The sequence below is a fragment of the Paludifilum halophilum genome, from assembly GCF_002245355.1.
In the GTDB taxonomy this organism is placed as follows: Bacteria; Bacillota; Bacilli; order Thermoactinomycetales; family DSM-45169; genus Paludifilum; species Paludifilum halophilum.
On the sequence record NZ_NOWF01000002.1, the window covers coordinates 355,266 to 370,479 of the forward strand.

Annotated in this window: 13 protein-coding genes and 1 pseudogene; 7 read left to right on the plus strand and 7 right to left on the minus strand. The window is 55.0% G+C overall.

The features are described from left to right. The first annotated feature begins 10 nt into the window (after nt 1-10). The 6 genes from CHM34_RS04680 (at nt 11) to nfi (ending at nt 7,106) form a co-directional block, all read left to right on the plus strand. Nucleotides 11-772, plus strand: a complete 762-nt coding sequence (locus CHM34_RS04680) for a DeoR/GlpR family DNA-binding transcription regulator (protein ID WP_094263412.1) — start codon at nt 11-13, stop codon at nt 770-772. A gap of 15 nt (nt 773-787) precedes the next feature. Continuing rightward, the gene (gene pfkB / locus CHM34_RS04685) at nt 788-1,762 is read left to right on the plus strand and encodes a 1-phosphofructokinase (RefSeq protein ID WP_094263413.1); all 975 of its coding nucleotides are present in this window, start codon (nt 788-790) and stop codon (nt 1,760-1,762) included. Continuing rightward, a complete protein-coding gene (locus CHM34_RS04690; protein WP_094263414.1) occupies nt 1,759-3,159 on the plus strand; it encodes a PTS fructose transporter subunit IIC in 1,401 nt (466 codons plus the stop codon). The genes pfkB and CHM34_RS04690 overlap by 4 nt, the downstream gene beginning before the upstream one ends. A 287-nt stretch (nt 3,160-3,446) precedes the next feature. Next, nucleotides 3,447-4,883: an NAD-dependent succinate-semialdehyde dehydrogenase gene (locus CHM34_RS04695; RefSeq protein ID WP_094263415.1), complete on the plus strand. Its 1,437-nt coding sequence runs from the start codon at nt 3,447-3,449 to the stop codon at nt 4,881-4,883. 42 nt (nt 4,884-4,925) lie between these two features. Continuing rightward, entirely contained in the window at nt 4,926-6,278 is a 1,353-nt protein-coding gene (gene gabT, locus CHM34_RS04700) for a 4-aminobutyrate--2-oxoglutarate transaminase (protein ID WP_094263416.1), read from the plus strand. 144 nt (nt 6,279-6,422) lie between these two features. Beyond that, on the plus strand, nt 6,423-7,106 hold the full coding sequence (nfi, locus tag CHM34_RS04705; protein ID WP_094263417.1) for a deoxyribonuclease V: 684 nt from the start codon (nt 6,423-6,425) through the stop codon (nt 7,104-7,106). A 111-nt stretch (nt 7,107-7,217) separates the two neighbouring features. On the opposite strand, the gene CHM34_RS04710 is transcribed toward nfi, so the two are convergent. From CHM34_RS04710 to CHM34_RS20330, 4 genes and pseudogenes are all read right to left on the minus strand, one after another. Continuing rightward, complete coding sequence (locus CHM34_RS04710) at nt 7,218-8,303, minus strand: NAD(P)H-dependent flavin oxidoreductase (protein ID WP_094263418.1); 1,086 nt, start codon at nt 8,301-8,303, stop codon at nt 7,218-7,220. Nucleotides 8,304-8,519: 216 nt separating this feature from the next. Further along, a pseudogene (tnpA, locus tag CHM34_RS04715) lies at nt 8,520-8,753 on the minus strand (IS200/IS605 family transposase); the annotation flags it as partial. Between the two features lie 226 nt (nt 8,754-8,979). Continuing rightward, nucleotides 8,980-9,429: an SMI1/KNR4 family protein gene (locus CHM34_RS04720; RefSeq protein ID WP_094263419.1), complete on the minus strand. Its 450-nt coding sequence runs from the start codon at nt 9,427-9,429 to the stop codon at nt 8,980-8,982. Nucleotides 9,430-9,571: 142 nt separating this feature from the next. Continuing rightward, nucleotides 9,572-11,260, minus strand: a complete 1,689-nt coding sequence (locus CHM34_RS20330) for a golvesin C-terminal-like domain-containing protein (protein WP_240511869.1) — start codon at nt 11,258-11,260, stop codon at nt 9,572-9,574. Between the two features lie 33 nt (nt 11,261-11,293). Between CHM34_RS20330 and CHM34_RS20335 the strand changes: the two genes are divergently transcribed. Continuing rightward, the gene (locus tag CHM34_RS20335; protein WP_240511870.1) at nt 11,294-11,563 is read left to right on the plus strand and encodes a hypothetical protein; all 270 of its coding nucleotides are present in this window, start codon (nt 11,294-11,296) and stop codon (nt 11,561-11,563) included. An 88-nt stretch (nt 11,564-11,651) separates the two neighbouring features. Here CHM34_RS20335 and CHM34_RS04735 read toward each other — a convergent pair whose 3' ends face one another. Genes CHM34_RS04735 through CHM34_RS19230 form a run of 3 tightly spaced genes read right to left on the minus strand, consistent with a single transcriptional unit; the run spans nt 11,652 to nt 15,163 of the window. Continuing rightward, nucleotides 11,652-12,785, minus strand: a complete 1,134-nt coding sequence (locus CHM34_RS04735) for a hypothetical protein (RefSeq protein WP_169713589.1) — start codon at nt 12,783-12,785, stop codon at nt 11,652-11,654. Further along, nucleotides 12,754-15,012: a DNRLRE domain-containing protein gene (locus CHM34_RS04740; protein WP_094263423.1), complete on the minus strand. Its 2,259-nt coding sequence runs from the start codon at nt 15,010-15,012 to the stop codon at nt 12,754-12,756. Before CHM34_RS04740 ends, CHM34_RS04735 begins: the two co-directional genes overlap by 32 nt. Continuing rightward, entirely contained in the window at nt 15,002-15,163 is a 162-nt protein-coding gene (locus CHM34_RS19230; RefSeq protein ID WP_169713590.1) for a hypothetical protein, read from the minus strand. Before CHM34_RS19230 ends, CHM34_RS04740 begins: the two co-directional genes overlap by 11 nt. Between the last annotated feature and the right edge of the window lie 51 nt (nt 15,164-15,214).

A 15,214-nucleotide genomic window follows, 5' to 3' on the forward strand; every position in this document is an offset into this window, starting at 1 on the left:
GAGCAGTTCGATGTTTACGGAAGAAAGGCAGCAACAGATTTTGAAATACGTCAACAAACACCGACGGGCATCCGTCTCGGAGCTTAGTGAAACCTTCAGGGTTTCCGTAGCAACCGTTCGCCGGGACCTGAAAGAGTTGGAAGAAGCGGACCGGTTACATCGCACCCATGGAGGCGCGATCACCCGGGAAAAGGTGGGGATGGAGCCGAGCTTTCACGAGAAAAAGGATCGATTCGCCGAGGAAAAACGGCGGATTGCGGAAAAAGCAGTAACCTTGATTCGGGAAAAGGAGACCGTTCTCCTGGATTCCGGGACCACGACACTCCAATTGGCCCGGCTGTTGAAGCGGGATTCCCGGTTGACGGTCGTGACCAATTCCCATCAAATTCTTCAGGAGTTACAATTCACAGAACCCCTGGAACTGATCAGCACGGGGGGGACGGTGAGGAGGGAAACCCTGTCCCTGGTCGGTCCTGCTGCGGAACGGGTTCTGGAGATGATGAAAGTGGACAAATTGTTTCTGGGAGCCAACGGGCTGCATCCCGAGGAGGGAGTCACCACACCTCACTTATTGGAGGCCCAGGTCAAACAAGCCATGATCCGGTCGGCAAAAGAGGTCGTCCTTCTTTGCGATCACAGCAAAATACACCAAACCGCTTTCGCCAAAGTATGTCCCCTGTCTTCCATCGATATCCTGATCACAGACAAGGGCATTTCCTCGGACGTGTTGGAGCGCGTGCGAAAGAAAGGCGTCAACGTTATTCTGTCCTGAAAGGTAGGCATTCCCATGCGACGTATCGTCACCGTCACATTAAATCCTGCAATCGACAAAACCATCCGTCTTCCCCATTTTGCTCCGGGGCGAGTAAACCGCGTCACCGAGACTCGGTCCGACCCGGGCGGAAAAGGTATCAACGTAGCCCGGGTGCTCAAACAATGGGGAGAAAACCCCTTGGCCCTTGGATGGGTGGGAGGACATCGGGGACAATCCCTTCTGGAACGGCTGGACACCCGGGGCATCGATCACCAGTTCGCCAAAGTGAAAGGAGAGACTCGTACCAATCTGAAAATGGTCGAGGAAGATACCGGAAGGGTGACGGATCTGAACGAACCAGGCTTCCGGGTTTTTGATGAGGATGTGGAACACTTGTTGGAAATATATGAAGCGGCCCTTCGGGAAGCGGAAGTGATCGTGCTGGCGGGAAGTCTTCCGCCGGGGGCACCATCCGATTTCTACGGCACCTTGATCAACCGGGCGAGGAAACAAAACGTCAAGGTATTTCTCGATGCCGACGGATCCCCGCTGAAGGAGGGAATCGCCCGCATCCCCTATGCAGTCAAGCCCAACCTGGCGGAATTGGAACGATGTCTGGGACGTCGTCTCCCGCAGGATGCCGACCGAGTCGCAGCGGGTAAAGAACTGCTGGACCGGGGAATCCATCTCGTCGCCCTCTCCCAGGGAGCCGAAGGAGCGTGGTTTTTCACGGAAAAAGAGGCCATTCGAGCGATCCCTCCCGATGTGTCCGTCTCCAATCCCGTCGGAGCGGGAGACACCATGGTGGCAGCCTTGGCGGTGGGAGCATGCCGGGGCTGGTCCCTGAATGAAACCATCCGATTCTCCATCGCAGCGGGTTCTGTAACCGCATCCAAAGAGGGAACCCAATTCAGCACGGATGATGAAGCAAGGTCACTAGCCGATCACGTGAACCTTTCATCCCGAACGCTCGAACAGGATCATGAATCAAAGGAGAGATTATCTTGAAACAATTGATAGCGGTTACGGGATGTCCGACCGGCATCGCGCACACGTATATGGCGGCGGAATCCCTGCAAAAAGCGGCAAAGGAAAAAGGAATCGAGATCAAGGTGGAGACCCGGGGAGCCACTGGAGTGGAAAACCGGCTAACGGACGAAGAGATCCGAACGGCCCATGCGGTCATCCTCTCCTCCGACGTAGATGCAGAAGAAGCCCGCTTTCAAGGAAAACCCATTGTGAAAGCCGCTCTAAGCGAATCGATCAAAAACGGAGGTGAAGTGATCGAACAGGCACTGGCTCAAGAGACATCGACCGAGGACGAAGAAGCGGTGCCATCGGTGCAAACGGAACCGTCGGAAGGACGACGAACCGGTCCCTACAAGCACTTGATGAACGGGGTATCCTTCATGATTCCCCTGGTGGTGGCGGGAGGACTGATTATCGCTTTATCCTTTACCTTCGGCATTCACGCGGCGGAACAGGAAGGATCGCTTGCGGCCAACCTGATGAAAATCGGTGCGGAAAGCGCCTTCGCTCTGATGGTGCCCGTACTGGCGGGTTTTATCGCTTATTCGATCGCTGACAAAGCGGGATTGGCGCCGGGCTTGGTCGGAGGTATGTTGGCCTCCAGTACCGGAGCCGGATTTCTCGGCGGGATCGCGGCGGGATTCCTCGCCGGGTATCTGGCCCAGAGCATGAAATCATTCATCCGGTTGCCCAAAACCCTGGAAGGTTTGAAACCCGTCTTGATCATTCCCTTTTTTGCTACACTCGTGGTAGGACTGTTAATGATTTACGTGATCGGTACTCCGGTAAAGATCCTGATGGACGTATTGACAGCCTGGCTTCAGTCACTGGGAACGACCAATGCTGCGTTGATGGGTTTACTGCTCGGAGCGATGATGGCTTTTGACGTGGGCGGGCCTGTCAATAAAGCCGCTTATACCTTTAGTGTGGGCCTGTTGGGTAGTGATATCTACGGCCCGATGGCGGCGGTGATGGCCGCCGGCATGACACCACCGTTGGGACTGTGGCTGGCTACGTTGGTAACGCGGCAAAAGTTTACCCGGGAGGAACGGGAAGCGGGGAAAGCCGCCGGCATTCTCGGCCTCTCCTTTGTCACAGAAGGAGCGATTCCCTTCGCCGCGGCGGATCCCTTTCGGGTGATCCCTTCCCTCGTTGCCGGATCGGCTGTTACAGGCGCTCTGGCAATGGGGATGGAAAGCACTTTGCGTGCGCCCCACGGCGGAGTTTTCGTCCTGCCGATCCCTCATGCGGTGGGAAATGTGAGCGCTTTCCTCCTTTCCATCGCCGCCGGAATGATCGTAACCGCTGTTCTCGTCGTTCTGCTCAAGAAAAACAGAACGACATCGAAAAAAACGGAACAAATAGAAACAGGATGAGCGGCTTGCGGATGAAGGAAATTCCGAAAGCCGGACACTTGGGCCTTATCCCGGCACATTGTAAAATGGAATGAGAATCACCTTTCTGCCATTCGCCGGAAAGGTTGCGGCGATGAATGTATGCGTTTTTGCATACCGCCTATTCCATTCCGGGCAAAACGAGACGTCATCGCCCATACTGCGGGACTCAAAGAGCTGTCACAGTTGGCATCCATTTTGCTTATTTATTGACATGTCCCCTCCGGGGGGGATGAATGGCAACGGTGAACATGGGAAGGAGGATGAATGTGAAGCGATATCCATTGTACATCGATGGAAAATGGACCGAGTCCAAAAACGGCTCCACTTTTGAGGTCTTGAACCCCGCAACGGGAGAAGTAGTGGGCGAGACGGCGGACGCATCCGAAGAAGACGTCAAAGAAGCCGTCGAAGCCGCTCACCGGGCTTTTCCGGAATGGTCCGCCCGTCCGGCGAAGGAACGGGCCGAGGTCCTGCACCGCGTCTATGAATCCATGCTGAAACACCGGGATGAGCTGGCGGAATGCATGACCCTGGAACAGGGAAAGCCCTTGGCGGAGGCCCGGGGAGAAGTTCAGTACGCGGCGGATTTTATCGAGTGGTATGCGGAAGAGGCCAAACGGGTGTATGGGGAAACCATACCCGCATCCGCCTCCCATAAGCGGATTTGGGTGCTGAAACAGCCGGTGGGCGTGGTGGCGGCGATCACTCCGTGGAACTTTCCCGCAGCGATGATCACGAGAAAAGTAGCCCCGGCGCTGGCCGCCGGTTGTACAGTCGTAGTAAAGCCGGCGGCACAGACACCGCTCACGGCGGGAATGCTGATGGAACTGTTTGAAGAGGCGGGACTGCCGGCCGGAACATTCAACCTGATCACCGGTACCCGTCCGAAGGAGATCGGCGACGCCCTGTTGGGAGATACCCGGGTGCAAAAGCTCACCTTCACCGGGTCCACGGAAGTAGGCAAGCTCCTGATGAAACAAGCGGCGGACACTGTGAAGCGCGTCAGCCTGGAGCTGGGCGGTCACGCTCCCTTCCTGATCTTTGAGGATGCGGACCTGGAAACCGCCGCTCGGGAAGTGGCGGCCAGCAAATTCCGGAATGCCGGGCAGACCTGCGTCTGCACCAACCGGATTTACGTGCATGAACGGATCCGGGAACCCTTCGCCAAACAGCTGGCCGATCACGTCCGTCAGTTGAAAGTAGGCAACGGCATGGAAGAGGGAGTTGAGATCGGCCCTCTCATCGACGATCGGGCTTTGGAAAAAGTGGAACACCACGTCCGGGACGCAGTAGAGAAAGGGGCACAAGTGGTTACCGGAGGAAAACGCCTGGACTTGCCGGGGGGTTGCTATTACGAACCCACGGTGTTGACGGGAGCTACAGAGGATATGTTGGTACAGCAGGAGGAAACCTTCGGTCCGGTCGCTCCGATCCAATCCTTCCAAACGGAGAAAGAGGCGCTTCACAAAGCCAATTCCACCCCCTACGGGCTGGCCGCGTATCTCTACACCCGGGATTTGTCCCGGGCGATCCGGGTATCGGAAGGGTTGGAATACGGAATTGTCGGCGTCAACGACGGAAAGCCCTCTGCGGCTCAGGCACCCTTTGGCGGATTCAAGGAAAGCGGCCTGGGACGGGAAGGCGGAAAATACGGAATCGAGGAGTTCTTGGAGACGAAGTACGTTTCAGTCGCCTTAACCTGATCCGTTCATTCTTCGACCTTTTGACAACCAAGGAGGATCAAAATGACCCAAACGAACCGACACTCCATCCACCTTCAGACCTCGATTCCGGGACCGATTTCCCAAGGGTTGTTGGAGAAAAGGGAGGCCAACGTTCCGCGAGGCCCCTTCAACACCGTACCCGCCTTCGCCGCCAAGGGGGAAGGAGCGCTGCTGACGGATGTGGACGGCAATACTTTTATCGACTTCGCCGGAGCCATCGGCAGCCTGAATGCGGGTCACCGTCCACCCCAAGTGGTAGAGGCGCTGAAAGAACAACTGGACCGCTACATCCACCCCTGTTTTCATGTCATGATGTACGAACCCTATGTAGAGCTGGCGGAAAAACTGAACCAAATCACGCCCGGATCTCACCCCAAAAAGACCTTTTTCCTGAACAGCGGTGCCGAAGCGGTGGAAAATGCGGTCAAAATCGCCCGCAAATATACCGGTCGGAAAGCGATCGTCTCCTTTGAACGGGGATTTCACGGGCGAACCCTCTTAACCATGTCTCTGACCAGCAAGGTGAAACCCTATAAATTCGGTTTCGGTCCCTTTGCCCCAGACACTTACAAACTGCCTTATCCCTACTATTACCGTTCTCCGGGAGGTCTTTCCCCGGAAGAGACGGATCAGGCCTACCTGAAAGAAATCGAAGCGTTTTTCCTCAGCGAGGCTCCGGCGGAAGAAATCGCCGCCGTGATCATGGAACCGGTTCAAGGGGAAGGCGGGTTTGTCATCCCTTCTCCAATGTTTGTCCGGGGATTAAAACGGATCTGTAAAAAGCACGGCATCCTGTTCATCGCCGACGAGGTTCAGACCGGGTTCGGCCGTACCGGAAAGATGTTTGGCATGGAACACTTTGATGTCACCCCTGACCTGATGACCCTTTCCAAATCGATTGCCGCAGGACTGCCAATCAGCGCTGTCACGGGACGGGCGGAAATTATGGACGCCCCTGAACCCGGGCAGATCGGGGGGACATACGGCGGAAGTCCCCTCGGTTGTGTAGCCGCTTTGAAAGTGATCGAAGTCATGGAAGAAGAAAAATTACCCGATCGGGCCCGGGAGATCGGGGAAAAAGTGGTGTCCCGTTTCCGGCGGTGGCAGGAAAAACATCCGCAAATCGGCGGGGTACGGGGAATGGGAGCCATGTGTGCCTTTGAATGGGTCAAAGGCCCGAACCAAGAGCCGGACAAAGAACTCGCCGGCCGCTTTCTTCGGGAATGCAACCGCCGCGGAGTCATTCTCATGGGGGCCGGCCTGTATGGCAACGTCATCCGGTTGTTGAGTCCATTGGTCATTCAAGACGAACAGCTGGAAGAAGGATTAAATGTCATGGAAGAAGTCTTGGAGGAACTTCTGGAAGAAAAATAGACCCTAACCTTTTCCCGAAACTGATCTCGACCAAAAAAACATCCGCCCTGCCATCGGGCAGGGCGGATGTTATATCACGGGGATCCCCAAGGTTGCGGGTTTTTCCCCTTCCATTTCCATAAAAGCATTACAGGAGGCTCAGTGATGGAACCTGTCATAACCCATCCGTGGGATATCCGTGAAGCGGATGCATGGAAACTGCAACAACACTTGGCATCGAAAGTGATCAGGCATGATCCAGGGAACCATGAGATTCAATACATCGCCGGTGTCGATGTCGCTTACGATAATCATTCCGATCAACCATTGGCTGCCGCTGTCGTGTTGGATGCCGACTCATTCGGTGTCGTTGAAACTGCAGTGTCTGAAGGAATACCATCATTTCCTTATATCCCCGGCCTTTTTTCCTTCAGAGAACTACCGCCGATCATTCAAGCTTTAAAAAAGTTAACCCTTTCGCCGGATTTAATCGTTTGCGACGGGCACGGGGTTGCACACCCCCGACGACTGGGCCTGGCCAGCCATCTGGGAGTGTTGTTTGAAGTACCCACGATTGGCTGCGGAAAAACCAGATTGGTTGGAGAAGCGGTAGAACCGGGGATCCACAGAGGCGACTCTTCCCCTCTCGTGGATCAAAGGGAAGTGATCGGTCACGTTTTGCGGACGCAGGATCACACCAAACCAGTTTTCGTCTCGATCGGCCATCGCATTTCGCTACCAACCGCTTGTGACTGGATTTTAAAGCTCTCTCCCCGTTATCGTTTACCGGAAACAACACGGCAAGCCGATCAGTTGGTCCGTAAGGCTTCAGCTGCCCGATTTCGTTAAAGATGTGGAGCCGAGTATCCGATGGACGCCATTCGGGACTTGATCCCGGCTCACCGGTTGATGGATTCGCGGCCGGCCCGTTTCCATCAATCTCTCGATTATATGATAGGCTTACCCTCCACTGTTGGAAAGTTTCTCAATCAATCGATCCACTTGTTGAACCAGATCTTCCATAAACTTGTCAGCCGACTCTAAACGGGCGAGAGAGGCGGCCTGTCCTCCCCATAAGGACATGTACTCCGTATTTCCTTGTTTGGAGGCATGCTTTCGCATCTTTTTGGTTAAAGCATTCTGGACCGGATACGGGGGAATGGAATCGGGGTAGTGTTCCATCTCTTGAATAAACCGATTTTTGATTCCGCGAGCCGGACGCCCGGAAAAAGCGGTGGTGATCACGGCACTTTCATCATGGCTCTGAATCAGTGCCTGTTTGTGCTTTTCATGAGCACGGCTTTCCCGAGCCGTCAAGAAAGCGGACCCCATCTGAACCCCTGCCGCTCCGAGGGACAGACTCGCCAAAATACCTCTGCCGTCCATGATTCCCCCGGAAGCGATCACAGGAATATTCACGCGATCCACCATTTGCGGTACAAGGGCCATGGTTCCGATCGACGGAAAATCGGAGGAGGATTGAAACGTTCCCCGATGCCCACCGGCTTCACCCCCTTGGGCGACGATTGCATCCACCCCGTTTTCCTCCAGCTCAATGGCTTCTCTTACAGTAGTGGCTGTTCCGATCACAACCGTCTGATTGGCGTGCATTTTCTGGATGACCGTTGAATCGGGAATGCCGAAGGTGAAACTAAAGACGGGAACTTTTTCTTCCAGGACGACCTGGACTTGATCTTCAAAGCTGAAAGAAGATCCGCCTGTTTCCTCTTCCGCCAGAGCTTCCACAACCTCCTCAAATTTTCTTAAGTGTTTTTTCATCCGCTGTTCGATGGAAGCATCCGGATGGCAGAGCGTAGGAACCATTAAATTCACCGCAAATGGCCGTTCGGTTTGTTGGCGAATTTCCCGTATCGCATCACGCATGGCATCCGGCGAGAGATAACCGGCCCCCAGTGTCCCCAACCCGCCTCGATTCGAGACGGTCGCCACCAACTCCGGACTGGTCACACCTCCCGCCATTCCGGCTTGAATAATCGGATAAGCGATCTTCAATTTTTCAGTGAGTGTCGTCTGCTGCCAAGCCATGAGGCCCCCTCCTGTTCTTGCGCTGAATGCGCTGGACATGTTGAATGCTGATGAAAGCCATTCCCATTGACCACTCCCCACGCCTAAAGGCAGGGGATTCTTGGGTAATCTCCCGCAACCGGGAGAAATGGACCAAGCTCAAACCGTGAGCCCCACGGCGATGGCTCTTCAACCTTCTTGCAGAATGTTTTTGGCGGCGTTGATGTCCCGATCGTGATGAACACCACATAATTGAGGGTCACATTGTATGAATAAATGCACATGATCGGGCATGATTTCCATACGGGAAATCGTCACTTCCAGCTCTCTTGCTTTTTCTACGAACAGCTCTTTCAGCCGATCACTTACAGGCGAAACCAGCACTTTTCGTCGATACTTGGGACAAAAAACAACATGATACTTGCAATCGTACACGACATTTCGATTACTTTGAACCGTTCTCAAATTCATCACCTATTGCCAATTTTACAACGAACATTAGATAAATTCAAAATATCTAGTTAAACAGGCACAAAAAAAGAGAGCAAAAAGAGGAAAACCAACCCCCTCCCTCGCCTGACGCTCGCTCTCATCCCCATAGCTGAAGCTAGGGGTTTTCTCGCTCGCAAAGATATAATAGCTTTGGTTAGAAACTTGAATACAGAATCTTTTTCTCAAACCATAAAATAAACCTCTATCACATATTTTCTATAGAATCTGTGAAACTCTCTATGATATATTCATAAAAATTTTCATACTTCATAATTCCTGTTCCCCCTAATTGATCCCAGTCAACGACGGGACATTCACCATCTTGAAGTTTATCTGTTACCAAACAATAAACCCATTCCCCGGCATCCTCTATTACAACATATGATTTAGGCAAATTAAATTGCCTATAAAATAACGTCTCTTCAGTCACTGAATGGTTCCCATTCCTTTCAACTCCAAATACTTCAATACCAATCCCGCCTTTACCATATTGTTCAACAAACCATTTATAACTCTCGGGAAGTTCAACACCTAATTCGTGTTCAATCTCAGCGATTTTTTCTTTGTTCACGCTCTCTGCAAAGCTATCTTTACTCGAATGTTCTTTTATCATTTCCACTATCTTCTTTTGTAATTCCTCATATTTCTTATTCATTTAATATACCTCCCACAGTAATTTTAAATTGTTTTGGATGTGCCGTCCTTTTTCTCCTCCACCTTTTTCACCTGGTTCAGTCCGGTGTAGGTGACGGCGTAGGTGTCCACCTTCGCTCCGGAGCTGTTGTCGGTCATCTTTGTCAGGTTGCCGTTGGCATCGTAGGTGTAGGTAAAGTCTTTGGCTTCGTTGTCCGTCTCCCGCTGTTGTCCCGCACCAGTTTCACCGCGTCGGCGACCACGATCCTGTCGGCGTCGTCGGTCAGGGTGACTTGGTGGGTGTTCCCGGCTTGGAAGGCATAGGTGCCGAGCTTTTTCCACTCTGTCTCGGAGCCGGAGGCCGTGTTTTGGTTGACTTCCACCGTGTCCGTGCCGCCGTCATACTCGACGGTGTAGGGGGCGTTGGTGGCCCGGTCCTTGTATTTCTGGTAGCTGACCCAGACTTCGTAGTCCCCGTCTTTCGGGATGTTCAGCTTCCAGGTGAAGAAGTGATCGTCGGCGTCGGAGTCCGGGTAGCCGGAGTCTTGGTAGTCGTACTGGTAGCTGTATCCCTGATGCCCGTCGACATTGCTGGAGGTTTTCCAATCTCCGGAAAACTCCACATTTGGGGTATCCGAGTTGTCCACCAACACGACATCTTTGCCCACGGGCACACCGTCGTCGGACTTGGCCTTCCGTTTCCCGTCCGGGTAGTAGGACCAGCCCATGGTGCGGCTGTTGGAACCGCCGGCACTGGTCAGGGTCCGGCTGGTCTGCAGGCCCAGTTCATTGTAGCCGTAGCTGGTCTGGATATTCCAGGGATCGGTGCTGGACTGGACCCAACCGTTGTCGAAGTACTCGTAGGTGGTCTCATTGCGCAAGGCGTTCCCGTCGGGATCGGTCTGCCCGTCGGAGGGCGGTGCGCTCACTTGGACCCGGTTGCCCACTTCGTCGTAGGTGTAGGTCATCTTGTGCGGTTGGTTGTACCGCGAGTCGCTACTGGCCGGGTCGTAGGGGAAGATTTTCTCCTTCACCCGGTTCAGGGCGTCGTACTTTGTCTCATGGACGTAGTCCCCTTCCGTAGAGGTCTCCACGCCCCGGGGGGTGATCACGTGGGTCCGGTTGCCCACTTCGTCGTAGGCGTACTGGGTGACCCGGTCCACCCCGTCTTTGTGGGGAGCTTTCACTTCCTCCACCAGGCCCCGCTCATCATAGGTGACGGTGGTGGTGTGGCCTTCCTTGTCGGTGACAGCGGTCTTGTTGCCGTCGAGGTCATACTGGTATTGGGTACTGTGTCCCTCGGCGTCCGTCTCCTTCGTCACCTGGTGATTAAGATTGTAGGCGATCTTCGTCGTGTAGTCGGTTGTATCGGTGGTTTTGTTTTTCTTCGGATCGACCACAGTGACGACATTGCCGACGTTATCGTATTCGTAGGTGATCTTGTCACCGTCAGCGTTGGTGACCGAGGTCATCTGGTAGATCTTGTCGTACCCGTAGGTGGTGACAAAATCCTCCGGGTTGTCCGGAGTGAGATTCCCCTTGGGCTCGGTCTGCTTCAACAGGTTTCCGACCAAATCGTACTCGTAAGTGGTCTTCCGCTCCGGCCCGTCGGCGGTATCCTCAGGCTCCGTGGTGGAAGCCATCTGATCGGCTTTGTCGTAGCTGTAAGTGGTCACGGCGCCGTTGGAGGCCGTCTCTTCGGTCACGTTGTCGTTTTTGTCGTAAACCGGAGCCGGCGTGGTGATAAACTCACCCTGGTCCTGGTCTTTGGGCACCTGGGATTCCAGCGGGCGACCGAAGACGTCATAGGTATAAGTGCTCTTCTTTCCCTTCGCGTCGGTAATGGAGAGCACATTCCCCCGCGCATCGTAGGCGGTAGTGGTGTCATGGCCCAGAGGATCGGTTGTCGTCTCCGGATACCCCGCCGGGTGGTAGTCGCTGTAGCTGGTCTTGTTGCCGTTGGCATCGGTGGCCGTCAGCAACTGCCCGGCGTTGTCGTAGGTGTACTTTGTCGTGTAGTCTCCGTCCACCGTGGTGGTAGCGTTGCCCATCGGATCGGTGACAGCGGTCAGGTTCCCTTCCGCGTCATAGTCGAAAGTGTACTCCCGCCCCTCCGGGGTCACCTTCTTGGTGAGATCGGCCACGTACCCTTTTAAATCCGTCTGGTAGTACAGCTTAGTGGCGGCGGTGTCGTTAGCGTTGGCTTCGGCATCCTTCACCGTGAGCGGATAACCGGTTTTCTCATCATACGTCCAGGTGGTGACCTGCCTCGTTGTCCTCTTCCAGGCGAATCACGTTATTGTCCTGATCCCAGGAAAGCTGGGTCACTTCCCCTTTCGCATTGGTCGTTTTGACCGGACGACCGAAACCGTCCATCACATATTGCGTATCGTTCCCCTTGGCATCCGTCACCGTGGATTGGATGTTGGAACCGCCGGTGCCGTCGGGGTCTACATAATCGAAGGCGGTCTCCCCGCCTTCCCGGTCGGTCAGCGTACGGAGCCTCCACTTATTGAGCTGGTCGGTGTCGGAATCCGACGGCATGTAGTAGTCGAGGTTCGTCGCATTCCCCCGGGGATCGGTGATCTTCACCAATTTGGTGTTCTTGTTGGTGTTGGTGGCATCATAGGTGAAGCCGAAGGTTTTGGCTTCGTCGGTACCGGCCCCGTCCACCATCTCCCGCATCAGACCCTTGTCACTGTAGGTGAAGGTGATTGTCCGGCCGGAAATGTCGGTGATCGACTTCACTTTGTCGATGATCTTGGGGTTGTTCAGTTTGGTGTCCTCGGTTTTGGTGTCTCCGTCAAAGTAGGTATAGTCTTCCCCTTTTTGATAATACTCCAGCGTCAAGGTTTGCCGGCGGGTGGGATCGGTGATGTATTTCAGGAACTTGGTTGGTTTGTTGTTGGATTTCTTCTCCTCGTAAGTGAAGAGCAGTTCATTCCCGTTTTTGTCCACAATCGCCGACAGGAACCCTTCCCCGTCGAAGAAGAACTGAGTACGGTCGGGGCGGGTCATCACCCACTGGCGTTCCTCTTTGGAGCCGTCCTTCTGCAGATAAAAGTGGACACCGGCAGGCCGTTTGTAATACCAGGTGCTTTCATCCGTCTTGTCCGGCTGCTTTAACTCAAAGGTGTGACTAGTGCCGTCCCCGTCGGTCAGGGTAACTTCCGTCGGCCAATCCTTCCCCTTGGGATGCAGGTCCAGCGGCGTTCCCAGACGCATCAGACTGGTGGCGGACAGCGACCAGCCGTAACCCATGGACGAATCCGAAGTGTCCAGGCTGTTGTAAGTCATCCGCAGGAAGGTGGCCAGTCCCCGGCTCGGGTTGGAGAAAGGGTTGTAGTTAAATACTGTGTTTCCGGCGTACTGGTTCACCATCGCCTTCGAGCCGGAACCGGTGTTTTTCCCGGATATATTGGTAGAACTTCTCCATCCCCAGCTCGTTGGAGGTGGGATCTTCCACCATCACCTTCTGGTCCAGGGTGGTGATGTCTTCGTCATTCTTGGAAAGCCATGTCCCGTCGGTTTGATTCCGGAGATCCCACTGCAGAACAAAGGCTTCCCGCTTGTTCCCCTCATCACTGTGGATCGGAGTTTTCACCTTGGCTTGGACGGTAACGGCTTCCCCCGGAGAAACATCTTCAGGGAGAGCGGTTTCCAACCGGTTGCCGGAGGTGGTCTTATCCGTCCCGTCCGGCAAGGCCCAGTGATAGGACAGCACATAGTCAGCGGCGGGCCAGGTCTTATCCGTCGTGTTGGTGACCGTCACCTCAACCGTATATTCGTCTCCCGAGATCATGCGGGAGGGGGTTTTCGGCGCGTAATAAGTGTTGGCCGCCGTCTCCTCGGTATAGGTGACCGTCAACTTGGGGCGCAGATTTTCCTCTTCCGCTTCACTGCTCAAAAAGAGGACGCGTTCCCCGTCGCCGGCCTCATCCTGCCGCTTGACCAGGAATCCGTGGTTGGACGCGGGATCGTTGACCCACTGCTGGACGATGTCTCCGGCGTTCCAACGGTGCCACTTGGGGTCATTGGAGATGGAGGGGACATCGTCGGAAGCGGTGTCGTTATAGTCTCCGCCAGCCTCGGTCCAGCTGGTGGAGGCATCCGCTTGATTCCAGGTAGCGCTCGTCTCGTCGAAGTCCCGACTCAAGGCGTGGAGGTCGTAGATTCCGCCGCTGCCGCGGGCTTCCGACGTCCACAGATTGAGCTCGGCATCGAGGATGTTGGCTCCGGAGGGGAGCGATGACAGGTCGCTGAACTTTAACAGCGCCCGGGCATTCCCGTAGGTGGAGCTGTTATTGCCCACCTCCAGCCACGGTTCCCCGGCCAGCACATCGTGGTTGGTATCCGGCTGTCCGCTGGACAGGGTGGTATCCGCCGCATCTCCCTGGAAGATCTGTACCACCCGACCGGCTTTGGGAAGGCGGACGAGCCGGGTCGGAGACGGGATGATCGAGCCGTCTTCGGTTTTAACCGCCACCATGTAGTAATAGGCGTTCCCGAAGGGTTCGTCACTGTCGGCGGGTGTCGGCTCCGCCGTTGTATCGGTGTACTGGGTCGTTCCCTTGTCCACAGGGGCGACCAGAGTAGAGGCCGACGGCTGGAAATGCTGGTTGACGCTCCGGTGAACCTGGTACTCGACAATGTTGTCCGAGTCGGAGTCCGCATTCGGATCCTGGTACGCCGACCAGTTCAGCTCGGCACCGGTGGCATGGATCTTGGTCGGCTTGTCCAACTCAACGCCGGGCTTCCCGTAGGTGAGAAACAGCTTGGGCCGGTTGGCGGATTCGCCGTTATAGGCGTATTCGCTGGCCTCATATCGGGGACCGCCCTGTCCCAGGGATTCATCCGAAGCCTTCAGCATGAAGCCATAGTTGGGTTGACTGCCGTCGATCCAACTCTGAACCGTACTCCGGACACTGAAGGTGTGCCAGGTGTTTTGCTCATTCGCTTTTTTGGTGCCCCGGGCGAATCGGGTCCAGCGGACAGCATCGGCGATCACCGCTTGATCGCTGACATCTCCCAGGACCACTTGATGGGCGGTGCCGGCACGGAAGAAAAGGGTGTCCAGTGTCTCCCATTGACTTCTTTCACTCCCGGCACTCTGGTCCACCGTGTAGGTCTCCTTCCCGCCGTCGTAATGGACGGTATAGGGAGCATCCGTCGCCCGGTCGGAAGCCTGCACATAGTGTGCGTCCACCCGGTAGTAGCCGTCCTCCGTCAGGCGGGGGATCCAAGTATAAGTATCTCCGGTAGCACTATCGTTGTTATATTGATAATCATCGCCCACTGCGTATTGCGTAAGCGTACTGGTCGATTGCGGCCATTTCGCCTCATCGTTGGGGCACGTTTTGGGATAATCAGGGGTGTCGCAGTTTGCCGATTCATTATCCACGATCACCCGGTTGTATCCCATCTCCGCGTAGTCGCCGTGAGCCGAGTCCCAGGTTACGGTGCTTTCATCCCAGGGGGCCGTCACCCGGCGCGCCTCGATGTTCACATCGTTGCTGTTGGTCGTGAACGCCTGGTCATAGTATGTCTTCAGCTGGGCCGAATCCAGCTCAACGTTATCCGGAATCCCCGACAGGTCAAACTTCAACAGACTCCGGGTATATGTAGGAGTCCGTCGTCCCGACAGAGAGTTTCCAGGTATCGTTAAAGTTCCGGTCCGACGACCCGCTGCTGTTGATGATCATCGCATCCTGTGCGTCGGTGGGAGTCGGCTCCAGCTTGATCGTCGGGTCGATCACCACCGGGTACTTCCGTTTGTCGCTTTTCAGCTATTTGTCGTCGGCTTTCAC